Here is a 24,442-nt window from a genome sequence, read left to right as displayed (position 1 = left end):
TCACATTTTATGCTTTTCCTATCCAGATACTAGGAATATGGAGACGCATCGATGAGCCTCGAGTTCCTCTGGTACATCCCCAACCAGAACGACCCAGGACACCGCGGCGACGACGTCGTGGCCGGCCACAACGGCCTGGAGACCCTCACCGGCCACGCCCTGGCCCTGGAGGAGCACGGCTGGGCGGGTGCGCTCATCGGCACCGGCTGGGGGCGGCCCGACACCTTCACCGTCGCCACCGCGCTCGCCGCCCGCACGACGACGTTCCAGCCGCTCATCGCCGCACGGCCCGGCTACTGGCATCCCGCCAGGTTCGCCTCCGCCGCCGCCACCCTGGACCACCTGACCGGCGGGCGCGTGCTCGTCAACGTCGTCTCGGGCAAGGACGACCTGGCCGCGTACGGCGACAGCGAGGGCGACCAGGCGCACCGCTACGCGCGTACCAAGGAGTTCCTGCGGATCGTGCGGCGGCTCTGGACCGAGGAGGACGTCACCTTCCACGGCGAGCACTTCCAGGTCACCGGCTCGACCGTGGAGCCGCGCCCCGTCGCCAAGGACGGGCGCCGTCACCCGAGGCTCTACTTCGGCGGCGCGTCCGAGGCCGCCGAGCGGGTGGCGGCCACGGACGCCGACGTCCAGCTCTTCTGGGGCGAGCCGCTCGACGGGGTCGCCGAGCGCATCGACCGGCTCAAGACCCTCAGCGCCCGGCTCGGCCGCGAGCTGCCGCCGCTGGAGTTCGGACTGCGGATCACCACGTTCGTCCGCGACACCACCGAGCAGGCGTGGACCGACGCCGAGGCCAAGGTCGCCAGGATGTCGCAGGACGGCACCTTCCGCGACCCCAACCGGCACCCCGCCGTCGGCCAGCAGCGCCTGCTCGACCTGACCGCGCGGGGCGACGTGCTCGACGACAACCTCTACACCGCGCCGGGCAGGTACGGCGGCGGCGGAGCCGGCACCACGTGGCTGGTCGGCTCGCCCCAGGACGTCGCCAAGTCGCTGCGCCGCTACCAGGAGCTCGGCATCACCCACTTCGTGCTGTCCGACACCCCGTACCTGCCGGAGATCGAACGCCAGGGCACCCGGCTCCTCCCCCTGCTCCGCGACTGATGCTCTCACGCTCGGCTACGGTCGGGGCATCATGACCGATCTCCTTGGCATCAACCATCTGACGCTGTCCACGACCGACCTCGACCGGCTCGTGACGCACTACACCGATCTGCTCGGAGCGACGCTCGCGTTCGAGCGGGCCGCCACCGCCGCCGATCCGCGGGTCGCGGTCCTCGACGTGGGCGGGGCCGACCATCTCATGATCGTCGAGACCGCCGCCGCGCCCGCCCCCTCCCTCGATCCGCTGAACCGGGCGGGCTGGGGGCTGCGCGTGTCCACCTACGAGCGACTGGCCGGCCTCCGCGAACGGATCCTGACGGCCGGGCAGCCCGTCGGGGAGATCGAGACCCTGCCGACGCAGTGGACGATGACGGCCCGCGACCCCGACGGCCGCCCCGTCGACATCCGGGCCCATCGCCCTCGCTGACGATCACCGGCAGGCGAGGCGGACCGGGCCCGCCACCACGGCCTGGTCGCCGGACGTGTTGCCCATGCCGGTGTCGGTGATCTGCACCATCGCCAGCCCCGTGCCGATCACGACGGGGGTCGGCGCGGCGACCCACTTGCCGCGCCGCATGCGCTGGTCGAGGGTGAACTCCGCGACCGTACGGGCATCCTGGTCGAAACCGTCCTTCACCGTGTACCAGACGCGCTGCCCCGCGAACCCGGTCTGCGGGATGGAGACCCCCACGAAGCACTGATGCTGACCGTCCAGCCCGGTGGTGAAGCGCCACTGGAAGACGTTGCGCGGGTGCGTCTGCGCCGCCGGGTCGTACGTCAGCTCAGAGAACAGGAACCCGTCACTGCACCCCGCCCCGGTGTAGCCCGGGGCGCGGGCGTCCTTCCACCCGTCCCGGCCCGGCAGACCGTCGATGCGGACGCTCCTCCTGGCGTCACGCGGGCAGGAAGGCCCGGCGACCGCCAGAAAGGCCGGCTTGACCGTCCGGGCCTTGTCACTCTCCGGCGACGAACTCTCCGACGCCCGGCCCCCCGGCGACCGCCCCTCGGCCGCCTGGCCCTCAGACGCCCACCCCTCGGACGCCTGGCCCTCGGGCGCTCGCCCCTCGGATGCACGGCTCTCCGATGCACGGCTCTCGGATGCACGGCCGGCCTCGGCGGCCGGCGCCACGTCCCTGCCCCCTGCCGCCGCCACGGCCGTGGACGCCTGGTGCTGATAGACCAGCAACGCCCCTGGCACGGCCAACTGCGCCACGATAGCCACCACCACCCACGGCCGGATCCTGCGCTTCCTGGCAGGAGGCGGCTCAGCGGCCGAGCGCGCTCCGGCGTCCGCCGGCGGCACGGGCACGCCTTCAGCGACGGCCGGCCCCGAGGCCGGGTTTCCCACGGCGGGCAGCGGCTGCGGGGGGCGGTGGTGCGGGGTGGGGCGGGGGTAGTGGACGGTTTCGTAGGCGCGGTCGGTGTCGCCGACCTGGAGGAGGGCGTTGAGGACGTGCCATTTTCTCGTCCACTCGGCGCGGTCGCCGCCGCATGCCGTCACGTACGCGAGCGTCGTCTTCAAGGTGGGCAGTGCGTCGCCTGATGCGGCGGCGGACAGCTCGGCCACGGGGTGGCCGGTCCGGCGGCGCATGGAGCGCAGGCTCGTTCCGCCCGCCGACGCCCGCAGCTCGCGCAGGCCCCGTGCGAACTCCTGCAGCGGGTCGGGCGCCATCGGCCGTGCGTGCCGTCCCCGCGGGCCGCCGCGCGGCGTCCTGATGGTGTCGTTCCTCGTCATCGTGCCCCCAACGATCGTGTCGGTCCCTGTGGTCACGGGCAGGAGAGCCGGACCGGGCCGGCCGCCATGGCCTGGTTGCCGGTGGTGTTGCCGTGGCCGTCATCGGCGATCTCCACCATCACCAGGCCGCCGGTGATGACCAGGGGCGCCGGCGCAGGCACCCACTGGCCCTGCCGTACGCGCTGGTCGAGCGTGAACTCCCCCACCGTGCGCGCCTCCTCGTCGAAGCCGTCTCGCACCGTGTACCAGACCCGCTGCCCGGCCAGCCCCGACTTCGGCACGTAGACGGACAGCGTGCAGTGGCGCGGCCCCGGCAGGCCGGTGGTGAAGCGCCATTGGAAGACGTTCCGGCGCGCCGGCTCGGCCGGCTCGCCGCCGTGCCGCTCATCGCCGCGCAGCTCCGAGAACAGGAAGCCGTCCCCGCAGCCGGCGCCCCGCCAGCCGGAGGATGCGGCGTCCTTCCAGCCGTCGCGGCCGGGCAACGCCTCGATGCGAACGCTCCTCGTGGTGTCACGCGGGCAGCTCGGCCCGGCAACGGCGGTGAAGCCAGGCACACTTCGCCGCCCCGGCTCCACCATCTGCCCTGCGCCCCCACCCGCCTGTCCGACCGCGCCCGCCTGTCCGACCCCAGCTGCCGGTCCGACCCCGGCTGCCGGTCCGACCCCGCCCGATTGCCCGATCTCGTTCGTCTGCTGAGCCGGCTGGCCGACCTCGCCCGTCTGCCGACCCTCCTGCGCCGCCTCACCAGTCGCCGACAGGAAACGGAACAGCACGTCCTGACGGAACGCACCGGCCGTGGCCAGCACGGTCACGCCCAGCGCCACGAGCAGCGCCGACAGCTTGACGAACCGCTGGTACGGCCGCTGGTACGGCCGCTGGTACGGCCGCTGACAGGGCCGCCGGTAGGACTCCCGCCACAGCTCGGACCCGCCCCCGGCGGAAGCACCACCCTCCTGAGGCCGGTCGGTGCCCGCCGCGGAAACCCCGACCTCAGGCTCGCCGATACCGGCTGCGGAAGCCTCGCCTCCAGGTCGATCGGTGCCGGCTGCTGGAGCCTCGGTTTCCTGGGGTGTGGCGTTGTCCTGGTTGGCGCGTAGGTCGTGCCATCTGTCGCTCCAGGCGTCCTGGTCGCCGCCGCACGCCCCCACGTACGCCAGCGTCAGGGCCAGGCTCGGCAGGCGGTCGCCTGCGGCGGCGGCGGAGAGTGCCGACGACGAGTAGCCCGCCCTGCGCTCCATGGCGCGGTAGCTCGGGTTTCCCGCCGCCGCCCGCAGGTCGCGCAGCCCCTGGGCGAACTCCTGGAGCGGCCCGGGCGGGACCGGCCGTTCCCGCCTGCCCCGCGCGGTGGTGGTGCCTTGGTGCATCATCGTGCCCCCTGACCTATGTGAATCGCGGCCCCCGGCGATGTGACTTCGGGCCCTATTCGCGGTCACGCGGCCCGTGGACGTCCCCTTCGGCGTCGGAAAATGACGATGACCACATGCCGGCGGGTGGCCCTCACGTTCCGAGGACCACCCGCCGCGCGAAATCACCCGGCTATCGACGCCTGATCTTGCCGAGCACGTCCACGACGGGCTCGTTGCAGGTGTTGACGTAGCGGACGATCACCTTGTACGTGACGCCCCTCTTCAGAAAGCCGGTCGAGTAGCGGACGCGGTCCTCGAGGACGGTGTTGCCGGCGACCCGCGGCTGCGGGCGCAGCACCTCGGCGCCCCTGTTCGACAGGAACACGTAGTTGACCGTGCTGAACTTCTTCAGCTTGTCGCCGGACGGAGCCAGGAACGTGTTGGGCCCGACGACGAGCGTCCTGCCCAGGTTGACGCCGCCGACGAACGCCCGCGGCGCGAACCGGCCGCTGCGGACGGTCGTGCCGAAGAGACGGACGTTGCCGGGCGCCCGGCACGACTGCCGCTGCAGCTCCGGCTTGAAGTAGCGGTCGGGCTGCCCGAACGAGCCGTAACCCTTACGGTCCCGTCCCGGCTGCCGCTTGACCAGCCAGTCCACGAAGTTGATGCCGGCCTCGCGGAGGACCCGCTCGACCTGCTCCGGGATACGCTTGCCCGCGGCGGTCGTGCTGGGCAGCTGCTGGGCCAGGCCCGCGTCGGTGGACTGCCCGCTCTGGCCGCTCTGGCCGCTCTGGCCGCTCTGCCCGGTCGAGGTGCTGGGCGCGGACTGGCCGCTGTTGCCGTTGTTGCCGTTGTTGTTCTTGTTCTTGTCGCGGTTGAGCAGCTCGTCGATCGCCCGGTTGCCGAGCTGCCGGCCGAGGTCCTTGCCCAGGTCCTTCAGGAAGTCGCCGAGCGAGCCTGAGGAACTGCTCGCGGGCGGCGCCGGCTGCGGCGCGGTGAGCCCGAAGTCGAACGAGCTGCCCGAACCGCCGGGGCTGCCGAACCCGAACGGGTCCGCCGTCTGGGCGTGCGCCGTGCCGCCGGCCAGGCCGCTGCCGACCAGCACGCCGCCGACCGCCAAGCCGGCCGCCGCGATACGAAGCTTCGAAGGTGCTTTCACGGTGGTTTCCCCTCTCATGGTGACGCCGGTACGCGGCGGGAGCGGGCTTTCGGGGAGCCGCCCCGGGCCGCCCGGCGGCGTCCGGAAGTTTCCTGCCACTCCTGCTTAAGGGGCCCGGTGATGACCATCCAGGGGCGGACGATGTCCATTGCCCGCATCCATTGGCCATCGCCGGGGTTGTCCTTGTCCGCCCTGCTCAGCCGGCCTGCTGGGGCCGGGCACCGCCCACCTCAGCCCGCCTGCGGAGGGCCGGAACGCCGCGCGTGAGACCGGAACGCCGCGCATGAGAAGGGCCGTGCCCGGGCTCCGGTGAGGAGGCCCGGGCACGACCCCGGTCATGAGTGCGGCATGAGTGCGGTCATGAGCGCGGAGGGCTCAGCACTTGTTGCGGAGCATGGCCGCGTCCTCCGAGAAGCGGATCTTGTTGCCGCCCTGGCCGCGCTTGGCGGCGATGGCGCCGAACGTCTCCAGCCGCTTGGCGGCGGCCTCGTAGTCGGCCTCGGTCAGCGGCTGCTTCTCCGCCAGGGCCGCCTGGGTCGCCGCGTTCACCTCGTCGGCGATGTCGTTGATGTTGCCGGGCCGCATGTACGCCACGTCGATCAGCGCGGCCTGCACGGCCCGGGGCAGCTTGTCGAAGCTCTCGATGCCGCGCCGGGTGACCATGTCCTTGGCCTCCTCGTACGTGACCTCGAACAGCATCGTCACCTGCTCGTCCGTCAGCTCGGTCACCCCGGCCTTGAGGTCGTCGAACGCCTTGCCCGACTTGATGTCGGCCTGCTTCGACTGCGGGCTGGTCTCGCTGAGGATGCGGTTGATGATCGTACGGGCGTCGCCGCGGCTCATGTTGAAGCCGATGCCGATGGTGACGATGTTGCGGCTCTTGCCGCTCCTGGTCCGCTCACCGGCGTCGTACGCCTTCGTCCTGACCCCGCCTTCCCGCTTGATCAGCATCTGCCGGACGCTGCCCTTGTACGTCACGGTGAAGGGGCAGCGGGTCGGGTCGTCAGCCGTCTGGGTGGTGGCGGTGTCCTCGACCTCGTCCGACTCGACCTCGGCGATGGTCTGCCCGGCCTTCTCCGAGGCGCCCGTCTCCTCCGCGTCGTCGGTCTCGTCGGAGACCTCGGCGTCGTCGGACCCGGAGTCGACGCCGGTGCCGGAGTCGGCATCGGCGTCGGAGTCGGTGCCGGCATCGGCGTCGGTCTCCGTCGTCTCCTCGGCGTCGTCGCCTTCGTCCGCGACGCTGACCTCGTCGGAGTCAGCGGAGTCGGTGGAGTCGGCGGAGTCGGCGGGCGCGCCAGGGTCGGCGGACGCGCCGGAGTCGGTGTCGTCGGCGGTGGCCAGGAGGGAGTCCTTGGTGACGGCCGCCTCCTCCACCATCGTCAGGTCGGGGTCGTCGTCGCCGAGCTGAGCCGTCGCGACGCCGACGGTGAGCCCGGTACCGCCGAGCGCGATGACTCCGGCCAGAGCGGCGTACGTCAGGCGTCGCCGTGAACGCATATTCATCGAGTGCCTCCGTGAGGGACGTGAGGTCCGTTGGACCTTCCTGAAGGCATGCCTATGGCCCCCCACATTGACCAGCCAGACCGTTATGTCCGCCCCCGTCCACTGGCCACCGCCCGGGAGCCTCCGACCGGATGTCCACCTTCGCGCCGACCAGCCAGGACATCACCGGCCACCTAGTTGCGATTTGATTGCAGTTGCGAAATAAGTGCAGAATGAGGGCCCATGAGGAGACTGCTCGTCCTGGTGGCGGCCCTGACCCTGACCGCCTGCTCTCAGCCCGCGCCGAAAGCGCAGGAGCAGCCCCCGGCGCCGGGCTTCCCCGTCACGGTGGACAACTGCGGCCGCAAGCTGACCTTCGACCGCCCGCCCTCCAAGGTGGTCACCGGCTACCACCCGAGCCTGGAGACGCTGCTGGCGCTCGGCCTGGGCGACCGGATCGCGGGGCGGACGTACTTCGGCGAGAGCGCCTTCCTGCCAGGGCAGAAGGAGCAGTACGACAGGATCCCGCAGATCTCCGGCACGATCATGCTGCCGCAGAAGGAGGTCATGCTCTCCCAGGGCGCGGACTTCGTCCTCGACAACGCGATGGCGAGCTTCGACGCCGCCGGCGGCTACGCCACGGTGGAGGAGCTGGACGCGGCCGGCAGCCCCGTCTACATCCTGGGCGGCTGGTGCAGCCCGGAGGAGGTGCTGCGGTTCACCATCGACGACACCTTCACCGACCTGCGCAACCTCGGCAAGATCTTCGGCGTCCCCGACCGGGCCGAGAAGCTGGCCGGCGAGCTCCAGGCGCGGCTGGCGGAGGTGAAGCAGCGGGTCGCGGGCCGTACGCCGGTCAAGGTGCTCGCCACGGACGGCGGCAAGGGCCCGGTCAACGCGTACGGCGGCGCGGGCGTCACGAACCAGATGATCACCATGGCGGGCGGCGAGAACGTGCTGGCCGACGTCAAGGCCGACTACACCGAGGTCAGCGCCGAGCGGATCAGCGCGGCCCAGCCGGAGGCGCTGCTGGTCAGCGACTACGCCACGCTGCGCGGCGCGGACATGCCGACCTCGCCGGTCAAGGCCGAGGAGGCGTTCGCGATCGCCAGGAACAGCCCGGCCGCCAGGGACAAGCGCTATCTCGCGCTGCCGGTCGCCGCGCAGCACCCCGGCTACCGCAACCTCCTGGCCGTCGCCGACATCGCCAGGTTCCTGCACCCGGACGCGTTCGACCAGTGAACAGCAGCCGCTTCGCCGTGCTCGTGACCGTGCTCGCGGTCGCCGTCGTCGCCTCGACCTGGCTGGCGGTGAGCATCGGCGCGGTGCCGGTGGCGCTCGGGCAGGCGTGGGGCATCGTGGCCGACAAGCTCGCCCCCGGGCTGGTGCCGCGCACGTGGACGCCGGTGCAGGAGCAGATCGTGTGGGAGTTCCGGCTGCCGCGCGCGCTGCTGGCACTGCTCGTCGGCGCCGGGCTGGCGGTGGTGGGCGCGGTGCTCCAGGCGCTGGTGCGCAACCCGCTGGCCGACCCGTTCCTGCTCGGCATCTCGTCGGGCGCGTCGTTCGGCGCGGTGCTCGTGGCCATCGTGGGCGCCTCGGCGCTCGGCGGGCTGTCGATGTCGGCGGCCGCGTTCGCCGGCTCGCTGCTCGCGCTGGGCCTGGTCTACCTGCTGGCGCAGCGGGCGGGGCGGCTCACGCCGTCGCGGCTGGTGCTGGCCGGGGTGGCGCTGGCGTACCTGTTCCAGTCGGCCTACTCCTTCGTGCTGCAGCTCGCGCAGAGCGGGCGGGCGGCGCAGCAGGTGCTGTTCTGGCTGATGGGCAGTCTGGGCGGGGCCCGCTGGCACCTGCTGCCGGTCCCGGCCGTGGTGCTGGCGGCGGGGGTGACGTACCTGCTGATGCAGCACCGCCCGCTGAACGCGCTCGCCGCCGGCGAGGAGACGGCCGTCTCGCTCGGCGTGAACGTCGGCCGGTTCCGCCTGACGTTGTTCCTGCTGACCTCGCTGCTGGTCGGGGTGCTGGTCGCGACCAGCGGCGCGATCGCGTTCGTCGGCCTGATCGTGCCGCACGCCGCCCGGCTGCTGGTCGGCGCCGACCACCGCCGGGTGCTGCCCGTGACGGCGCTGCTCGGCGCGGTGTTCCTGCAACTCGTGGACGTGGCCGCGCGGACCGTCAACGCGCCGCAGGAGCTGGCGCTCAGCATCGTGACGGCGCTGTTCGGGGTGCCGTTCTTCCTGTGGCTGCTGCGCCGCAGGTCCGCGGACCGGGAGGTGAGCGTCACGTGAGGCTGGCGCTGAACGGGGTGTCCGTCGCGGTCGAGGGCACGCCGATCGTGCACGACGCCGCGCTGGAGGTGGGCGACGGCGAGTTCGTGGCACTGGTCGGGCCGAACGGGTGCGGCAAGTCCACGCTGCTGCGCTCGATTTACCGGGCGCTGCGGCCCTCGGCGGGGCTGATCGCCGTCGACGGCGACGACGTGCACCGGCTGCCGGCCCGCGAGGCCGCGCGCAGGACCGCCGTCGTGGCGCAGGAGACGCCGGCCGACCTGGACTTCACGGTGGCGGAGATCGTCCGGATGGGGCGCACGCCGTACCGGGCGGATGCCTCTGTGGACGAGGAGCTGTGCGGGCGCGCACTCGACCGCGTCGGCCTGGGCGAGGCTTCCGGGCGGATCTTCGCGACGCTGTCAGGCGGCGAGAAGCAGCGCGTGCTGCTGGCGCGGGCGCTCGCGCAGGACACGCGGCTGCTCCTGCTGGACGAGCCCACCGCCCACCTCGACATCCGTCACCAGCTCGACCTCCTGCATCTGGTACGCGAGCTGGGCCTCGCCACCCTGGCCGTGCTGCACGACCTCAACCAGGCCGCCGCCTTCTGCGACCGCCTGTATGTGATGAACGCCGGCCGCATCGTCGCCGGCGGCCCGCCCGGCGAGGTGCTCACCCCCGACCTGATCGCGCAGGTGTACGGCGTGCGCGCCGTCCGCCGCACCCAGCTCGTCTTCGAACGGTCACAGGCGGACGAGGTCGCCGACCTCCTCGGGCAGGCCAGGTGACGTCATGACGTGCCCCATGCCGGGCACGACGTGCAGGACCGCGCCGGGGATGGCCGCCGCCAGCGCCTCGGCGTGCGCGAGCGGGTAGAGCGGGTCCCGGTCGCCGTGCACGATCGAGGTCGGGGCGGTGATCGACGACAAGGGGGCCTTCAGGGTGGGATCGTCCCGCCAGACGGCCCGGTTGTGGTTGGCCGCCGCGCCGGGATCGGTGGCCCGCGACAGCGCCAGCTCCAGCATCGCCCGGGCGGCCTGCTCGTCGAACGGCCTGACCGGCCCGTTGAACATCCGGAACAGCGCCACGTCCGACTCCACGCCCGGCGGCAGCCCGGCCGCCATGTGCGCGAGGAACTCCGGGGACGGCGGCGGCAGATCGTCCGGGTCGGCCGGCTCGCCCGCCGGCGCCCGCTCCCGCACCGGCGCCGGGTCGTGCCCCATCGGCGAGCTGGACATGATGGTGAGCGACCTGACCCGGTCCGGCGCGTGCACGCCCAGCCACTGCGCGATCATGCCGCCCAGGGACGTGCCGGCCACGTGCGCCGCGTCGAGCCCGTAGCCGTCCAGCACGGCCAGGCAGTCGCGTGCCAGGTCGCCGATCGTGTACGGATGCGCGTCGAAGTCGACGAGGCCGGACCTGCCGGTGTCGCGATGGTCGTACCTGATGACCTGCGCGCCCCGCTCGACCAGCCGGTGGACGAGCGCATCGGGGCAGCTGACGCCCTGCGCGGCGGACCCCATGACCATCACGACCGCGGGATCGTCAGGTTTCCCGATGCGCTCCGTCCATATCCGTACCGGCCCGGAGTCCACGTACCGCTCATGCGCTCGCGTCACGAGGGCACGCTAGCGACTCCGGGCCGCCGTCCTCCAACCCTTATCGGGCCGGGGCGCTCACTTGGCGAGGTTGTACTGGATGGTGTACTGCCGTGCGCCGCAGCAGCCGGGGTGGGGCGGGTTGGGCGTGCGGATCCACAGCTGGCCGAAGCTTCCCCTGCGTACCTTGAGGGTTTTCATCACCGAGTACGCCTTCTTGCCGCCGTCGCAGATCTTGCCGTACCGCCCTCGCTGAGCCTCCCAGTTCGCGCTCGTCACGAAGAGGTCGGGGAAGATGCAGGCGCCCTTCGGGAAGCCGGCCTCGCGGATCACGATGCTGCGCAGCTGCGCGGACGTGGACGACTTGTAGGCCCAGGTCGCGGTCACCTTGATCGGGTAGTTCCGGCCCCTGTGATCCTTGATGCTGACCGTGGTGATTACGGACTGGATCGCCTTGATGCGCTTGACGTAGCTGATCTTCTGGTCGGGCGCGGCGTGCGCGGCGGGTGACACCAGCAGGCCGCCACCGAGGCCGGCGACGAGAGCCACTCCGATCGTGGAAACGCGGAGTCGCGTGAGAGGTCGCACCTGTTCTCCTTTGTCGTGCAAGGCGGTTCTGGACGGATGTCCGGTATCACTTGGCCGCGATGTTGTACTGGATCACGTACGTCCGCGCGCCACAGCAGCCGGGGTGGGGCGGGTTCGGGGTGCGGATCCAGAGCTGCCCGAGGTTACGGGCCTGGCGCACCTTGAGGGTCCTCATGACGGTGTACGCCTTGTGCCCGCCGTCGCAGAGGATGCCGTGCTTGTTGCGCAGCGCCTTCCAGCTCGACGTCGTCAGGGCGAGGTCCGGGTAGATGCAGGTGCCCTTGGGGAAGCCGTTCTCGCGCAGCACGATGGTCCGCATCTGCGCGGTCTTCGAGTTGATGTAGCGGAAGGTGACGGACACCTTGATCGGGTAGTTCCGGCCCTTGTGGTCCTTGATGCTGACCGTGGTGGCCACGGTCTGGATCGGCTTGACGCGCTTGACGTAGACCATCCTGTGGTCGGGCGGCGCGGCATGCGCGGCGGGCGCCACCAGCAGACCGGCTCCGAGCGTGGCGGTGAGACCCGCGCCCATCGTGGCAACGCGCAGTCGCGTGAGAGGTCGCACTGATTCTCCTTCACCGTGCATGACGCTTTCCGGCCGGACGATTACCCGGCCTGACGCAGCACGGTAAAGGGCCTCGGTATACCTGCGGGATATGGCCGGAATACGTGCCCAGGACGGCCGTGCCCGGTCGCCGCCGGCTCCTGCCCCGGCGCGATCCCGGCGTACGCCGCCGTGCCCATCACCCTGCGACGAAGGCGCCGGCGCGGGCGGCCAGCACGGCGGTCCTGGCGGCGTCGGCGGGCAGGGCGGGGTCGGGCGGCGTACGCAGGAGCACCAGGTGGTGGTAGACCGGCGCGGTCGCCGCGACCAGCAGCCGGCGCGCGTCCGTGCCCTCCGGCAGCTCGCCGCGCCCAACGGCCCGGCGGACGATGGCCTCGCAGCGGATGTAGCGGTCCTCCCAGAGCCGCCGCACCCCGCGCGCCGCCTCCTCCGACCGGAACGAGGCGGCGAACAGGGCCATGACGAGCGGCGGCTGCGCGGTCATCGAGTCCTGGCTCTCCTGGTTGAGCGCGGTCAGGTCGCCCTCAAGCGAGCCGGTGTCCGGCGGCTGCCAGTCGTCGTCGCCCGCCGCCGCGAAGACGTCGGCGAGCAGGCCGCCGACGTCGCGCCAGCGCCGGTAGACGGTGGCGCGATGGACGCCGCCGCGGGCCGCGACGCCGTCGATGGTCAGCTCGTCGTAGCCGCGTTCGGCCAGCTCGGCGCGTACGGCGTCGATGACCTGCGTACGGATGCGGCTCGTGCGGCCACCCGGGCGGCGGCGAGGGGTGTCGGGTTGCTGATCCGGCGGGGCCATGACAGCATCTTAATGTAGCAACTGTCGCATTAAGAGCTCCCGTTTGCGAGGAACACCCATGAATTCCCTGGTGCCTGCCGATCCCGACGTGCTGCACCCCATGCCGGGGCAGCCGCGGGTGGTGCAGCTCAGGCCGCTGGTCACGTCGCCGCTGATCGAGGTGGGGGCTTACTCGTACTATGACGATCCGGACGACCCGACCGCGTTCGAGACCCGCAACGTGCTCTACCACTACGGGCCGGAAAAGCTGATCATCGGGAAGTTCTGCGCGCTGGGCACGGGGACGCGGTTCATCATGAACGGCGCCAACCACCGCATGGACGGCCCCTCCACCTTTCCCTTCCCCACCCTCGGCGGCTCGTGGGCCGACCACTTCGACCTGCTCACCGGCCTGCCCGGCCGGGGTGACACGGTGGTGGGCAACGACGTGTGGTTCGGGCATGGGGCGACGGTGCTGCCCGGCGTACGGATCGGGCACGGCGCGATCATCGGCGCCGGCTCCGTGGTCACTTCCGACGTCCCCGACTACGGCATCGTCGGCGGCAACCCGGCGCGGCTCATCCGCACCCGCTACGACGCCGGCGACGTCGCCCGGCTGCTGGCCGTCGCCTGGTGGGACTGGCCGGCCGAGCACATCACCCGGCACGTCCGCACGATCATGTCCGGCACGGTCGCCGACCTCGAGGCCGCCGCACCCTCCGGGAGCGCGTCATGACGCACATCGCGATGGTGAACGTCCCGATCGTCAGCCACGTCCTGCCCGGCTTGGAGGTCATCCGTGAGCTGGTGGCCCGTGGGCACCGGGTGACGTACGCCACCGACCCGGCCCGCGCCGACCTGGTCAAGGGGGCAGGGGCGGAGCTGATGCCGTGCACGTCGGTGCTGCCGTTCGCCGGGAACTCCTGGCCCGACGACCCCATCGCCGCCGCGAGCCTCTTCCTCGACGACGCCGTCCAGACGCTTCCGCAGCTGCGCGCGGCGTACTCCCGGGATCCCGCCGATCTCTACCTGTACGACGTCGGCGCGTACGCCGCCCGCGCGCTCGCCGAGGCGCAGGGCCGTCCCCTGCTGCAGCTCTCGCCGACCTTCGTCGCCTGGCAGGGCTACGAGGAGGACGTCGCCGCGCACCTGCGCCGGCTGCCGGGCGCCGACGCCTACCAGGAGCGGTTCGGGCGGTGGCTGGCCGAGTGCGGGGCGACCACCACCGACGTGGACGCCTTCTCCGGCCTCCCCCACCGCGTGCTGGCCCTGATCCCGCGGGCCATGCAACCGAACGCCGAACGGGTGGACGGCGACCGGGTGACGTTCGTCGGCCCCTGCTACGGACCCGCCCAGGACCGCTGGACCCGTCCGGTCGATGCCGAACGGGTCCTGCTCATCTCCCTCGGCACCGCCTACAACCACCGCCCCGAGTTCTACCGCTCCTGCCTGGCCGCCTTCGGCGACCTGCCCGGCTGGCACGTGGTCCTGCAGATCGGCCGCCACACCGAGGTGAGCGAGCTGGGCCCCATCCCCGCGAACGTCGAAGTGCACTCCTGGGTGCCGCAGCGGGCGATCCTCGCGGAGGCGGACGCCTTCGTCACGCACGCCGGGATGGGCGGGAGCAGCGAGGGCCTGGCGGCCGGCGTGCCGATGATCGCGGTGCCGCAGGGCGCCGAACAGTTCATGAACGCCGACCGCCTGGTGGAGCTGGGCGTCGCCCGCCGCCTCGACACCCAAGCCGCCACCCCCGACGCGTTGCGCGCCGCCCTCCAGACCCTCGTCACGGACGCGGACGTGGCCCACCGCCTTCGCGTGCTCAAGGCCGAAGCGCGTGCGGAAGGAGGCACCCAGCGCGCAGCCGACCTGATCGAGGGCCTGCTCGGCTAGCGGCGGGTCGGTCCACGGGCGCCACGCGGATCAGGTGACCCGCATCCTCCACCACCGTTCCTGAGGCACGCACGAGGCCACGGTCACAGTGGTGACGTGGGCGAAGGTCAGGCGGGCCGGGCGAGGGAGGTGCAGTGGGCGATGGTCGCGTCGTCCGGTGGGACCGCTTGACGCTCCTCCGCCTCCCGGACCCGGCGGATGACCTCGGCAGGGCCTTTCCGCGCCAGCTCTGTCATGAGCTCGGGCCAGTCCGCGAGCCCGAACCTGTCCACGATGCGGGAGGCGCCGTTGCTGAGCAGGGCGGCGGAGGCCGGGCCGGGGACGGTGCCGGTGACCGCTTCGCGGGCCGCGCCGGGGTCGTCCTTCGCCACCCAGAAGCCGCCCGGCCGGTTCCGGTGCGAGCGCAGCTCACCCAGGATGCGACGGTACTCGTCCGAGCCCGGGTCCGCGGCCTTCAGCGCGGGCTCGTACCTGCCGCTGATCACCACCTCCCTGCGGTCGGTGACCACGACCGGCGCGCCCTCCTCTGAACGGTCGATCACGATGGTGGCGTCGCCCAGGACCAGGTAATCGGCGCGATCACCGGACAGCCGCAGCACGGCCACCGCCGCCGACGGGCTGATGGGGTCGGTGACGGCGCAGGTGTCGCGGTGGTCGTCGGTGACGTGCGTGATGGCCTCGGCGAGCAGGTCGGCCAGGTCGCGGTCTTGCGGCAGCAGGCCGAGCAGGGTGCCGCCCAGGTGGCTGGCGTACCAGGCCACACCATGCCGACAGGTCACCTCGCCACCGGGGATGCCGGCCCCGTCCACCAGCACCGCCGCCTCCGGCAGAACCCCGACGAAATCCTCGTTGATGCGGCCGGCCCGCTTCCCGACACTGGCCATCGCCACCCGCATACGCCGCCCCTCTCCGCCGATCAGGGCGACGACCCTACCCGACCACAAGCCCTTCCTGCGCTCACGACCTGAGGGCCGGTGTGGACGACTAGTCCGTGGGCTCAGCGTCGGCCCGGGGCTCCTCGGCGTCGTCAGCCGCCGCCTCCTGCCGCTCCTCTTCGAGCTTCTGCTCGGGATCGGGCGGAGGTTCGACCGGCTCGGCCGGGATGGGACGGCGGGTCTCCCTGACCTCCACACCGGCCCGCTGGGCGATCGTGTCACTCTCCCCGTTCACCTGGCCGACAGCCGGGGGCATGGGGGCGGCTTCATCCTGTTGGCTCATGCTTGAGCCCCTGCCCGGGATTTGCGCGAGCAGTCCGCACCCCTCGGGACAAAACGGACATAAGCATAGAATTAGGGCAACGTGGGTAGAAGGCAAGAGGGATCGATTGCCCACCCCGCAAGGAGCGCCCCGGCTGTGGGGAAGCAGCCGGGGCGCTCCCTGCCTCGGCCCCAAAGTCAGAGCGGGGGCGGGTCGAACTCCACGTCCACACGTTCATTCCGGGTCGCGCGGTCAGCGTCGGGGTGATCGATGCCGAGAGCGTCGGCATACGACCGGAAGGTCTCATCGCGCAGGACCTGACGCTCCTCCGCCGTGGCCGTCCGCAAACGGTCGAGGCGCAGGTTCGCCGCGCAGGCCAGCGTAGTCGGATGCGCCGGGCCGAGAACGCGGAGCAACCGTGCCTCGGTGTCCGCGCCGAGCTGCAGCGCCCCCTCCGTGTCGCCGGACCCGGCCAGGTCGGAGGCCAGATTGACGGCGACCGCCAGTGCGTACGGGTGGTCACGGCCGAGCCGCGCATCGAGCCCGGCCAGGGCTCGTCGGTCCAGGTTCATGGCCGCCGCGTGATCGTCCGAATCCCGATGCCGGAGCGCCAGATTCCCCATGGAGGCGTAATGGAACGGGTGATCCGCCCCAAGCGTCTCGGCGTAACCGGCCACCACCTCTTCCGCCAAGGCGTTCTGGAATCTACGCGAGTTCGAGAGGGCGATGAGCGCGGCGAGAGTCCCGGGATGGCGGGGTCCGTACCTGTGCAGGTGCGCGGCATGCACTCTTATGGCGAGGTTCTCCGCATCGCCAAGCTCTCCCACCTGCCGTAAACCGACGGCGAACTCCCGGCCGGCCCGCAACGTTCGCGGATGGTCGAAACCGAGCGCGTCGGTGCTGTACTGAAAGACTTCCTCGGCCGCGTCGCGGGCCTCCAGCGGGCGGCCGTGCAACCGGAGGCAGCACGCCATCACCTCCCAGGCCTTCATCCGCAGCCCTACGTGCCCGTCCCATCGGGACGCAGCGGTGAACGTCTCCTCACTGAGCCTCAGCGCGTGCTCGTAGGCACCTGTCAGACAGACGCTCAGTGCCGTGTCGCACTGGAGGAGCACCGTCAGCGGGTGGTCGTTCCCGTACGTTCCACGGGCTTGTTCCAGAGCTTTCCCGGCCATCGACGTGGCTTCCCCGAAATCCCCACGAGCGCGCAACGCCGCAGCGACGCCGCGGACGGCCAGTGGCATGAGGGGGTGTCGCTCGCCTTCCTGATCTCCCGACGATGTGAGCGTCTCGAGGTCGAGCTCGTACGCGCTCGGCCGCTCTCCAACCCCTCGCATGGCGTTGGTCAGCAGGAGGCGTGCCTGGATCACGTGCGGGTCCGCCGGGCCGGACACGACGCTCCACTTCCCGACAAGTCGCTCAGCCAGCGATCGAGCATCTGCGTAGTCCCCGGCTGCGGAGAGGTAGTTCGCGCAACGAAGAGCCAGATCCCGCACATCGGCATCCGTGCTCTCCTCCACGGATAGCGCCTCGAGATGGCCGGCGACGCTCGCGTACTTCTTCCACGTGGCGGGATCATAAGGATCTTCCCGGACATAGGACGCCATCAGCAGGCGCACCTGCTCGCAGATGCGCTCCTGCTCCTCCTCCGGGACCCGGTCTCGTGTCATGGACCGGACGAAGGGATGCATGTGGAGCGTCCAGGAATCGGGCTCGGACCTGATGAGCGTGTAACGATGGAGCGCGCGCACCGCCTGGCTCAGCCTGATCGGGTTGTCGCGCAGGTTCTCCAGCAGGGCGACTGGCCGGACGGCAGGCGCGGAGAAGAGATCACGCGGCACGGGTGCGGGCCCGAAGAACGCCAGCACGCGCAGGAGTTCGACCGCGTCAGGATCGTCCCGCCGGAGTTCGTCCACGGACAACGTCCACACGACACCCACCGCCGCCGGGATAGAGACGTTCCGGCCATGGAGCGCGACCGACTCGTCACGCAGCAACGTCAGGTATTCCCTCGCCCGCATACCGGTCGTGGCCATAAGGGACGCCGCCTGCCGCAACGCGAGGGGAAGATCCCCGAGTTCCTCTGCGAGTTCGTCGGCCTCCTCCGCGTCAAGACGTGCACCCACCGCTCGGGTGAGGAACTCGACGCTCGCCATCCGGTCCAAGGTGACGCACTCCATGGGTTCGAACCGTGGCCCCCAGTCGCTGCGCCGCGACGTCACCAGCACGTGGCCCGGCCCTTCCGGGACAAGGCCCTCCAGATCTTCCGGGTCGCCGACGTTGTCGTAGACCACCAGCCAACGCTGGTATGGGGTGCCGTCGCGGAGCGCGCCGAGAACGGCGTCCGCGGCACCTGCCACGCCCACGACCTCCGCAGGCGGCAGCCCGAGCCCCGGCGCCAGAGCAGCAATGGTCGCCGGCATGAGCTCAGGCTTGTCGGCGGGCACCCACCAGACGACGTCATAGTCGTCACGGTGGCGGTGGCAGTACTCGATCGCTATCGCGGTCTTGCCTGCGCCGCCCCAGCCATGCACTACCTGCGCGGACGCACCTCCCGCGAAGCGCTCTCCGATCAGCGCGAGGAGGGTCTCGCGACCGGAGAAGTGCGTGCTGGGCTCCGGTATCCGGAGAGATCTGACGGGCAACTCGTGGAGCCGCCGCATGGGTACTAGCCCCGCTGTCGGATCCCGCTCCGACGTGCGGGCGCCCACCTCTTCCTGCAGGGCTGCCACGAACGGGTACCTGGTCCTGAACCCTGCGCCGAAGGTGGCCGCGACCCGGTTGAGTTGGTGGCGTGCCGGTTCGTCCTGCTCCGTGGCCAGCGCGGCCAGCAGTGGCACCCTGACGTCCAACGACCGCTCCTCGTCGGCGGCGGCCGCGCGCAGCCGGGTCACGATCTCCGGCTCGTCCGTGCCGTCGCCGATCTGGGCGACCGCGCGGGCCGCGTCGAGGCGTTCCTGCGGGGTGAGCGCCGCGTGCTCGATGGCCTCGACCAGGCTCGCCTCCCAGCCGGGCTCGCGGCGGTAGGCGAGCATGACGAGCGCGTACAGGCGGTGGCGGGGCAGGCTGTGCGGGCTGCCGGCGACGTGGCGGTACCATTCGCCGGCCCGGTCTCCTGAGGTGTCGCCGTCGGGGAAGACGAGCGCGTCGCCGGCGGCGCGGGCGCGTTCGGCGTCGGTGGCCTCGCCGTAGCCGATGAGCAGGACCAGGATGCGGTGGCGCAGGCCGGCGTCGCCGGTGGCGCCGAGCACGTGGCGCAGCAGCCGTACGCCGGTCGTGCGGGCGACCCCGCACAGCGCCTCGGCGACGTCCGCCCGCACCCAGTCCGGGTTGTCCTGGTCGGTGACGAATGCCGCCAGCCGGTCCATGACGTCGGAGTCGGTAGTGAGGTCGGCGAGGACGCGTACCGCCTCTGCGGTGGTCTGGTCCTCCTGCCTGAGCCGCTGGAAGAGCTCGCCGGTCACACGGCGGCGCAGCTCCGGGCGTACGCCGATGCCGTCGGCGACGACCGCGCCCGCGATGTTGACGTCGGCGCCGCCGCGCTCGAGCAGCAGCTCTACGAGCGAGTCCGCGGTGGCCGTCCCGGGCCGGCGTTCGGCCAGGCGGGCGAGCACGAACAGGGCCAGCGACCGGCTGTCGGGGCCGCGCGCGTCGGCCAGCCACGTCTCGAGGTCGAAGGAGCCGGCGCGGGGACCGGCCGCGAGGTATTCGGCGAAGCTCGGGTGGATGAAGGCGAGAGCGCCGTCGCGGAGCGTGACCAGGCTGGTGGCGGTGAGCACCGGGGGCAGCGCCGCCTTCCAGCCGGGCACGGCGTAGAACATGCCCGTCGGCGCCCGCTCCAGGATGCACTCCACAGCGCACTCGACCAGCGGCGGCGTGCCGGGAGACAGGTGATGGTCGGCGACGTGCTCGAGGATCGTCCTGAGACTCTCGCGCAGCCAGGTCCAGGCCCGCTCCCCCTCCTGGTCCGCCGTGAACACGGTGCCGGAGACCGCCTCGTCCAGCCGGCGAGCCCCGAACAGGTGCTGGACGTACGTGTCGTACAGCCCGGCGCGGCCGGTCGGCAGCGCCGTCTCCTGGCTCCACTCCAGCAGCAGGGCGGTGATCGTGGCGATGAGCGGCGTCCTGACCAGGGTCGTCAGCTTGGAGGCCGCCACGCTGGTGAGGAACGTCTCCACAGTGATCGGCCGTTCGATGCCCGGCACGTGGCGCGAGCCTCGGTAGGCGGCCCACCGTTCCGCGAAGGTGCGCAGGCCCTGCTCGCTGAAGCGCTGCAGCGCGTACCCGTCGATGGGAGCGCCGAGCAGGCCGACCTCGCTGCCGAGCAACGGCCGCGTCGTGATCATGAAGCGGTAGTGGTCGGGCGACTGCGCGATCCACTGGCCGAGGCGTTCGAGTACGGCGCGCCGCTCGCGGGTGACGAGGATCTGATCGAGCCCGTCGATCAGCACCAGCCACGACCGTGCCCCGGGTGGCGGCGTCCTGAACCAACGCGCGTCGAGCCCGCCGCCGCACTCCGCGGCCATCGCGTCCGGGAGGGTCGAGCGGCCCTGCAGGTCCGCGGGCAGGGAGATCGGTATGGAGGGTCCGTACGGGGCGCGCTCCGGCCTGGCGGAACGCCGGGCGGCCAACCACCACGCGGCCTGCTCCTGGAGCACCCTGGCCACCGCCGTGGACTTCCCGACGCCCGGGTCGGCGACGACGAGCGCGTGACGTCCGGCAGCGAGCATCTCGGCCAGCGTCATCGCACCCGCCCTGGCCACGGGAGCGGCCGTCGGCAGGTGGTCGGCGCGCTGCTCGACGTAGATCTCCAGCAGGGGCGGTGCGCTGCCGAGCGCGTAGTCGTAGTGGTGGCGCGAGGCCGCCTCCTGGCGCTGGCGTTCGAGCAGGCCGCGCAGCGCCTCGGGCAGCGGCTTGAGCCGCCGGCGCCACCATACGTAACGGCCTCCGACGATGCCGCCCGTCGCGGTGCCGGCCACCGCCGCACCCACGAGCGAGGCGGCCTGCCACTCCCCCGGCACCCATCCCACGGCCCGCGCCGCCACCAGCCCCGCGGCGAGCGCGCCCGCCGCGGCCACCGCCCACAGCCAGGCCCGCGAATCGCCCTCCTCAGGCGCCCCCACCTCGTCCCGCTGCCGATCGCCGACCATGGCCTGCAGCAACGCCATGACGACGACCAGTGCCAGCCCCGCGAGCAGCAGGTTGGGCGCCCAGCCCCTGAATGCCTCCAGGCCGAACGGCAGCTTCTCGCCAGTGACGATGTTGCCCACCAACCCGGTGAACGCGGCGACCAGTGCGTTGACGCCGGACACGGCGAGCAGAACCCCGGACGGCCTCCCTCGCTCCCGCATCCCGGACCTTCCACTCAGCCCAGCGCCAGATCAATGGTCGCAGATTCGCGGGGTGACGTGGCCTGGACGATCAGTGCCGGCCGCGGTGGAACTCGTGGCCCTCGTCGTCGGCGAAGGTGGCCGCCCCCGCAGGTGTCTCCGGCCACTGCGGGTCGGCCTTCAGGAGGGTCAGGCGGGTGCCGCCGCCTGAGGGCTGGATCTCGATCCAGCGGTTCTCGCCATCGGCCCTGTCCCTGGTGACCGTGAACCCCATCTCCCTGCTGGTCACGCACGTACCGCGAGCGCGACGGGACGGTCACGCCGGCGGAGCCGCGGGATCGGTGAACCCCGGCACGGCCTCCAGCAGGGCGCGCAGCAGCCGCCTGGCGTCGTCGCCGGAGAGCCGGTCAGGGGTGTTGACGAGCTGCGCGGCCAGCCCGTCCACGAACGTGTGCAGCACCGCCGCCCACAGCTCGACCTGCGGGTCGGGGTGTGGGCGGAGCGCCGCGCCGGGGTCGCGGTCGGGCCGGCCGCGCAGCTGCGCGATGCACTGGCGGTGCAGGGCCCGCTGGTCGTTCCAGGTCTGGGAGCCGTCCTTCGGCGGGTGGTCGCGTTCCCACTCGATGACGGCCTGCCACAGCGCGTATTCCTCGCGCCGCTCGTCGTCGAGCGGGAGCAGCTCCTCCGTCAGCGAGATGATGCCCTCGACCACGGAGCCGACCGTGCGGGGGCGCATGAGGCGGGGCAGGACGCGGGCGCGCAGGGCGTCGGAGGTGGCGCGCGCGACGTAGGACTGCAGCTCGTGCTGGTTGGCGAAGTAGTGGCGCAGGGACCCGGTGGACCAGCCGGCCTCGGCGGCGACGCCGCGGACGGTCACGCCGGCCAGGCCCTCGCGCAGGATCACCCGGATGGCCGCCGCGCCGATCTCCGTCCGCCGCTGCTCATGATCGACGAGTCTGGGCACTCGCCCATGCTAACACGCCCGTGTTACCTTAACTGACACGGGTGTGCTGCCAAGGGGGGACCATGTCCATCGAGATCATCGGTACGGTGCTCGGGCTCGCCCTGCTCGACACGCTCAGCCCGAGCGTCATCGGGGTGACCCTGTACGTGCTGCTGGCCGGCCCGAGGAGGACGGCGGCGCTGCTCGGCACCTACTTAGGCGCGGTCGCGGCCGCATACTTCGCGCTGGGGGCGCTGCTCATGCTCGGCCTCGGCGCGGTCGTGCCGGTCATCGACGGCACCGCGCTGGCCTGGGGCGAGATCGTGCTGGGCGTGACGCTCCTCGTGGCCAGTTACCGCATCCCGCGGCAGGGCGCCGCGCCCGAGGCCCGGTCGTTCACCGTGAGGGCGATGCTGATGCTGGGGCTCGGCACGTGGTTGTTCGAGTTCGCCACCGCCGTGCCGTACTTCGCCGCCATCGGCATCATGACCTCCGCCGGGCTCGCCGCGGCTCAGTGGATGGCGCTGCTCGGCGCGTACGTGCTCATCATGGTCCTGCCCGGCCTGCTGCTCTGGCTGGCCTGGCTCGCTCTGGGCGAGCGGACGCGCGGGCGGTTCGAGACGTGGCGGGCGAAGCCGGCGTCCGGCTCGCGCGCCACGCTGAGCTGGGTCGTCTGGATCGCCGGGTTCCTCATCGTGGCGGACGCGGCGGCCACGCTGTTCCCCGGGACGGTCACCGTTCCGTGGCGGTGAAGGGCACCGAATCACCGCGTACGGCCTGGATGTCCAGCTCCACCTTCACCGTCGCGCCGATCAGCTGCACCCCGGCCCGCACGATCTGGTTGTAGGTCATCGCGAAGTCCTCGCGCCGCAGCTCGGTCTCGGCGTGGAACGACGCCCGCAGCCCGTCCCACGGGTCCCGCCCGGTGCCGAGGTAGGTCAGGTCGAGATCGACCGGCCGCTGCGTGCCGGCCAGGCTGAGCATGCCGTGCACGATCCACCGGTCGGTGCCGGCCGCGGTCAGCCCTGAGCCGCGATAGGAGATCATCGGGTACGTCGCCACGCCCAGGAAGTCGGCCGAGCGCAGGTGGTCGTCCCTGGCGGTGTTGCCCGTGTCGATCGAGGCGGCCGCGATGTCGGCGGCGACCGACGACGCCTCCGGGGTCGTCCCGATCTCGATCCGCCCGGCGAACTGCCTGAACCTCCCGTGCACCCGGCTGAACCCGAGATGCTGGGCCGAGGCCCCGATCCTGCAATGGGCGGGATCGAGCGTCCAGACGCCGGGCGGCGGCAGATCACGCCCGCCCTGCCTGGTCAGCACCACGTCACCCAGGTCGGCCAGGCCCGAGCCGGTCACGATGGCGGTCTGCGCGGCCGGGTCGAAGCCGGCCGCCGTGACGACCGCCGTGTAGGCGCCGGGCGCGAGCGGATCGGTCGCGACGGCGCCATGCGCGTCCGCCTCGGCCCGTGCCGCTTGCCGGCCCGCCGGGTCGGTCAGGGTGACGATCGCGTGCTGCACGGCCCAGCCGTCCCTGGTGCGGATCCGGGCATGTACGCCCCGCCGTTGGACGGGCCGTGCGGTGGGAGCCTGCTGCTCCCAGGTGGTGTCCATGGTGCTCCCGCTCTCCCCGCTCGCCGACGGCGAGCGGTCATTCGCCCCGCCCGGGCCCGCCGGGCGAGTGCTCATTCCCCGTGCTCATTCCTCGTGCTCATTCCTCGTGCTCATTCCTCGTGCTCATTCCTCGTGCTCATTCCTCGTGGGCCAGCCACAGGTCGCGGCCCTCCTCGTCGGCGCCGTTCACGGTGACGGTGTCGGCGACGGGCGGGTAGCCGGTGGCGATGACGGTGTACTGGCCGCCGGTCAGGTCGGCGAAGGCGTACGCTCCGTCGTCCCCGGTGATCGTGGTGCCGACCACGTTCCCCGCCGCGTCGAGCAGCGTCACCCGGGCGTCGGTCAGCGGGAGCCCGTCACGCACCCGTACGGTGCCGCGGATCCGGGTGCCCGGCCGCAGCTCGACGTCGCAGCGGGTCCTGCCGGTGGCGGTGACCTCGGTGGGGACGGCGGCGGGGCGGTGCGAGCCGGCGCTGACGGCCAGCGTGTAGGCGCCGGGGGCGACGCCGGAGAAGGCGTACGCGCCGTCCGCGTCGGTCGTGCTCGTGGCGACCACCTCGCCGCGCGCGTCGGTCAGCGCCAGCACCGCGCCGGGGACCGGCTTGCCCTCCTGGTCGCGTACGGTGCCGGCGAGCCGGCTCGACCCGGCCAGCCGCACGTTGAAGTCGAGCGGCCGCGAGCCCACCGCCAGCGTCGCCACCTGCGGGTCGCGGTGGGCGACGGAGGCGATCAGCACGTACGTGCCCGCGCCCGGCGCCCAGATGCTGTAGGCGCCGTCGGCCAGGGTCATGGCCCTGCCGAGCTGGGTGCCGCGCATGTCGATGAGGGTGAGCGTGGCCTGCCCGATGGGGGCGC

At 72.0% G+C, this 24,442-nt stretch carries 23 protein-coding genes; 8 read left to right on the top strand and 15 right to left on the bottom strand.

Annotation, left to right across the window (positions count from 1 at the left end; genetic code table 11):
• Window positions 1-51 precede the first annotated feature (51 nt).
• A complete protein-coding gene (locus ACFFR3_RS42040; protein ID WP_345404695.1) occupies window positions 52-1,110 on the top strand; it encodes an LLM class flavin-dependent oxidoreductase in 1,059 nt (352 codons plus the stop codon).
• 31 nt (window positions 1,111-1,141) lie between these two features.
• A complete protein-coding gene (locus tag ACFFR3_RS42035) occupies window positions 1,142-1,537 on the top strand; it encodes a VOC family protein (RefSeq protein ID WP_379484947.1) in 396 nt (131 codons plus the stop codon).
• Between the two features lie 3 nt (window positions 1,538-1,540).
• Here ACFFR3_RS42035 and ACFFR3_RS42030 read toward each other — a convergent pair whose 3' ends face one another.
• The 4 genes from ACFFR3_RS42030 to ACFFR3_RS42015 form a co-directional block, all read right to left on the bottom strand.
• The gene (locus ACFFR3_RS42030) at window positions 1,541-2,845 is read right to left on the bottom strand and encodes a hypothetical protein (RefSeq protein ID WP_379484946.1); all 1,305 of its coding nucleotides are present in this window, start codon (window positions 2,843-2,845) and stop codon (window positions 1,541-1,543) included.
• 32 nt (window positions 2,846-2,877) lie between these two features.
• Entirely contained in the window at window positions 2,878-4,212 is a 1,335-nt protein-coding gene (locus tag ACFFR3_RS42025) for a hypothetical protein (RefSeq protein WP_364381578.1), read from the bottom strand.
• Between the two features lie 169 nt (window positions 4,213-4,381).
• Entirely contained in the window at window positions 4,382-5,350 is a 969-nt protein-coding gene (locus ACFFR3_RS42020) for a hypothetical protein (RefSeq protein ID WP_345404680.1), read from the bottom strand.
• 375 nt (window positions 5,351-5,725) lie between these two features.
• Window positions 5,726-6,847, bottom strand: coding sequence for a lysozyme family protein (locus ACFFR3_RS42015; protein ID WP_379484945.1), 1,122 nt, complete (start codon window positions 6,845-6,847; stop codon window positions 5,726-5,728).
• A 228-nt stretch (window positions 6,848-7,075) separates the two neighbouring features.
• Here ACFFR3_RS42015 and ACFFR3_RS42010 point away from each other — a divergent pair, with 228 nt between their 5' ends.
• The 3 genes from ACFFR3_RS42010 to ACFFR3_RS42000 are packed head-to-tail and all read left to right on the top strand — an operon-like array spanning window position 7,076 to window position 9,881.
• On the top strand, window positions 7,076-8,074 hold the full coding sequence (locus ACFFR3_RS42010) for an ABC transporter substrate-binding protein (protein WP_345404674.1): 999 nt from the start codon (window positions 7,076-7,078) through the stop codon (window positions 8,072-8,074).
• Entirely contained in the window at window positions 8,071-9,114 is a 1,044-nt protein-coding gene (locus tag ACFFR3_RS42005) for a FecCD family ABC transporter permease (RefSeq protein WP_364381588.1), read from the top strand. Before ACFFR3_RS42010 ends, ACFFR3_RS42005 begins: the two co-directional genes overlap by 4 nt.
• On the top strand, window positions 9,111-9,881 hold the full coding sequence (locus ACFFR3_RS42000; protein ID WP_379484944.1) for an ABC transporter ATP-binding protein: 771 nt from the start codon (window positions 9,111-9,113) through the stop codon (window positions 9,879-9,881). The genes ACFFR3_RS42005 and ACFFR3_RS42000 overlap by 4 nt, the downstream gene beginning before the upstream one ends.
• Here the strand turns inward: ACFFR3_RS42000 and ACFFR3_RS41995 are convergent.
• The 4 genes from ACFFR3_RS41995 to ACFFR3_RS41980 all read right to left on the bottom strand — a co-directional run bounded on the left by ACFFR3_RS41995 (window position 9,837) and on the right by ACFFR3_RS41980 (window position 12,637).
• The gene (locus ACFFR3_RS41995) at window positions 9,837-10,712 is read right to left on the bottom strand and encodes an alpha/beta fold hydrolase (RefSeq protein WP_364381594.1); all 876 of its coding nucleotides are present in this window, start codon (window positions 10,710-10,712) and stop codon (window positions 9,837-9,839) included. The two genes, ACFFR3_RS42000 and ACFFR3_RS41995, sit on opposite strands and share 45 nt — an antisense overlap.
• Before the next feature lie 57 nt (window positions 10,713-10,769).
• Window positions 10,770-11,279, bottom strand: coding sequence for a hypothetical protein (locus ACFFR3_RS41990; protein ID WP_364381597.1), 510 nt, complete (start codon window positions 11,277-11,279; stop codon window positions 10,770-10,772).
• 46 nt (window positions 11,280-11,325) lie between these two features.
• Complete coding sequence (locus ACFFR3_RS41985) at window positions 11,326-11,844, bottom strand: hypothetical protein (RefSeq protein WP_364381600.1); 519 nt, start codon at window positions 11,842-11,844, stop codon at window positions 11,326-11,328.
• A 178-nt stretch (window positions 11,845-12,022) separates the two neighbouring features.
• Window positions 12,023-12,637 carry a TetR/AcrR family transcriptional regulator gene (locus ACFFR3_RS41980; RefSeq protein ID WP_345404665.1) on the bottom strand — a complete coding sequence of 205 codons (615 nt, stop codon included), beginning with the start codon at window positions 12,635-12,637 and terminating at the stop codon, window positions 12,023-12,025.
• 58 nt (window positions 12,638-12,695) lie between these two features.
• Between ACFFR3_RS41980 and ACFFR3_RS41975 the strand changes: the two genes are divergently transcribed.
• Both ACFFR3_RS41975 and ACFFR3_RS41970 read left to right on the top strand, forming a co-directional pair.
• Window positions 12,696-13,352: a CatB-related O-acetyltransferase gene (locus ACFFR3_RS41975; RefSeq protein ID WP_379484943.1), complete on the top strand. Its 657-nt coding sequence runs from the start codon at window positions 12,696-12,698 to the stop codon at window positions 13,350-13,352.
• Entirely contained in the window at window positions 13,349-14,506 is a 1,158-nt protein-coding gene (locus tag ACFFR3_RS41970) for a macrolide family glycosyltransferase (protein WP_345404656.1), read from the top strand. Before ACFFR3_RS41975 ends, ACFFR3_RS41970 begins: the two co-directional genes overlap by 4 nt.
• 107 nt (window positions 14,507-14,613) lie before the next feature.
• On the opposite strand, the gene ACFFR3_RS41965 is transcribed toward ACFFR3_RS41970, so the two are convergent.
• The 5 genes from ACFFR3_RS41965 to ACFFR3_RS41945 all read right to left on the bottom strand — a co-directional run bounded on the left by ACFFR3_RS41965 (window position 14,614) and on the right by ACFFR3_RS41945 (window position 21,997).
• Window positions 14,614-15,390, bottom strand: coding sequence for an integrase (locus ACFFR3_RS41965; RefSeq protein WP_345404652.1), 777 nt, complete (start codon window positions 15,388-15,390; stop codon window positions 14,614-14,616).
• 100 nt (window positions 15,391-15,490) lie between these two features.
• Window positions 15,491-15,724, bottom strand: a complete 234-nt coding sequence (locus ACFFR3_RS41960) for a hypothetical protein (protein WP_364381615.1) — start codon at window positions 15,722-15,724, stop codon at window positions 15,491-15,493.
• A 176-nt stretch (window positions 15,725-15,900) separates the two neighbouring features.
• Complete coding sequence (gene fxsT / locus ACFFR3_RS41955) at window positions 15,901-21,054, bottom strand: FxSxx-COOH system tetratricopeptide repeat protein (protein ID WP_379484942.1); 5,154 nt, start codon at window positions 21,052-21,054, stop codon at window positions 15,901-15,903.
• A 70-nt stretch (window positions 21,055-21,124) separates the two neighbouring features.
• Entirely contained in the window at window positions 21,125-21,322 is a 198-nt protein-coding gene (locus ACFFR3_RS41950) for a VOC family protein (RefSeq protein WP_364381621.1), read from the bottom strand.
• A 27-nt stretch (window positions 21,323-21,349) separates the two neighbouring features.
• Window positions 21,350-21,997, bottom strand: coding sequence for a TetR/AcrR family transcriptional regulator (locus ACFFR3_RS41945; RefSeq protein ID WP_364381624.1), 648 nt, complete (start codon window positions 21,995-21,997; stop codon window positions 21,350-21,352).
• Window positions 21,998-22,059: 62 nt separating this feature from the next.
• On the opposite strand from ACFFR3_RS41945, the gene ACFFR3_RS41940 reads away from it, so the two are divergent.
• On the top strand, window positions 22,060-22,728 hold the full coding sequence (locus ACFFR3_RS41940) for a GAP family protein (protein WP_345404637.1): 669 nt from the start codon (window positions 22,060-22,062) through the stop codon (window positions 22,726-22,728).
• On the opposite strand, the gene ACFFR3_RS41935 is transcribed toward ACFFR3_RS41940, so the two are convergent.
• Complete coding sequence (locus ACFFR3_RS41935) at window positions 22,709-23,587, bottom strand: YceI family protein (protein WP_345404635.1); 879 nt, start codon at window positions 23,585-23,587, stop codon at window positions 22,709-22,711. The two genes, ACFFR3_RS41940 and ACFFR3_RS41935, sit on opposite strands and share 20 nt — an antisense overlap.
• 136 nt (window positions 23,588-23,723) lie before the next feature.
• Window positions 23,724-24,377 (bottom strand): MSCRAMM family protein, encoded by a 654-nt coding sequence (locus ACFFR3_RS41930; RefSeq protein WP_379485013.1) that lies wholly within the window; start codon window positions 24,375-24,377, stop codon window positions 23,724-23,726.
• Between the last annotated feature and the right edge of the window lie 65 nt (window positions 24,378-24,442).

Source organism: Nonomuraea salmonea (assembly GCF_042428605.1).
Lineage (GTDB): Bacteria > Actinomycetota > Actinomycetes > Streptosporangiales > Streptosporangiaceae > Nonomuraea > Nonomuraea salmonea.
This window is presented reverse-complemented; position numbering and strand designations above follow the sequence as displayed.

Coding starts and splice junctions, on each gene's coding strand:
- ACFFR3_RS42015 (WP_379484945.1), bottom strand. CDS start 6,847: ATGCGTTCACGGCGACGCCTGACGTACGCCGCTCTGGCCGGAGTCATC.
- fxsT (WP_379484942.1), bottom strand. CDS start 21,054: ATGCGGGAGCGAGGGAGGCCGTCCGGGGTTCTGCTCGCCGTGTCCGGC.
- ACFFR3_RS41940 (WP_345404637.1), top strand. CDS start 22,060: ATGTCCATCGAGATCATCGGTACGGTGCTCGGGCTCGCCCTGCTCGAC.
- ACFFR3_RS42025 (WP_364381578.1), bottom strand. CDS start 4,212: ATGATGCACCAAGGCACCACCACCGCGCGGGGCAGGCGGGAACGGCCG.
- ACFFR3_RS41980 (WP_345404665.1), bottom strand. CDS start 12,637: ATGGCCCCGCCGGATCAGCAACCCGACACCCCTCGCCGCCGCCCGGGT.
- ACFFR3_RS41970 (WP_345404656.1), top strand. CDS start 13,349: ATGACGCACATCGCGATGGTGAACGTCCCGATCGTCAGCCACGTCCTG.
- ACFFR3_RS42040 (WP_345404695.1), top strand. CDS start 52: ATGAGCCTCGAGTTCCTCTGGTACATCCCCAACCAGAACGACCCAGGA.
- ACFFR3_RS41930 (WP_379485013.1), bottom strand. CDS start 24,377: ATGACCCTGGCCGACGGCGCCTACAGCATCTGGGCGCCGGGCGCGGGC.
- ACFFR3_RS41960 (WP_364381615.1), bottom strand. CDS start 15,724: ATGAGCCAACAGGATGAAGCCGCCCCCATGCCCCCGGCTGTCGGCCAG.
- ACFFR3_RS42035 (WP_379484947.1), top strand. CDS start 1,142: ATGACCGATCTCCTTGGCATCAACCATCTGACGCTGTCCACGACCGAC.
- ACFFR3_RS41975 (WP_379484943.1), top strand. CDS start 12,696: ATGAATTCCCTGGTGCCTGCCGATCCCGACGTGCTGCACCCCATGCCG.
- ACFFR3_RS41965 (WP_345404652.1), bottom strand. CDS start 15,390: ATGGCCAGTGTCGGGAAGCGGGCCGGCCGCATCAACGAGGATTTCGTC.
- ACFFR3_RS42030 (WP_379484946.1), bottom strand. CDS start 2,845: ATGACGAGGAACGACACCATCAGGACGCCGCGCGGCGGCCCGCGGGGA.
- ACFFR3_RS41935 (WP_345404635.1), bottom strand. CDS start 23,587: ATGGACACCACCTGGGAGCAGCAGGCTCCCACCGCACGGCCCGTCCAA.
- ACFFR3_RS42010 (WP_345404674.1), top strand. CDS start 7,076: ATGAGGAGACTGCTCGTCCTGGTGGCGGCCCTGACCCTGACCGCCTGC.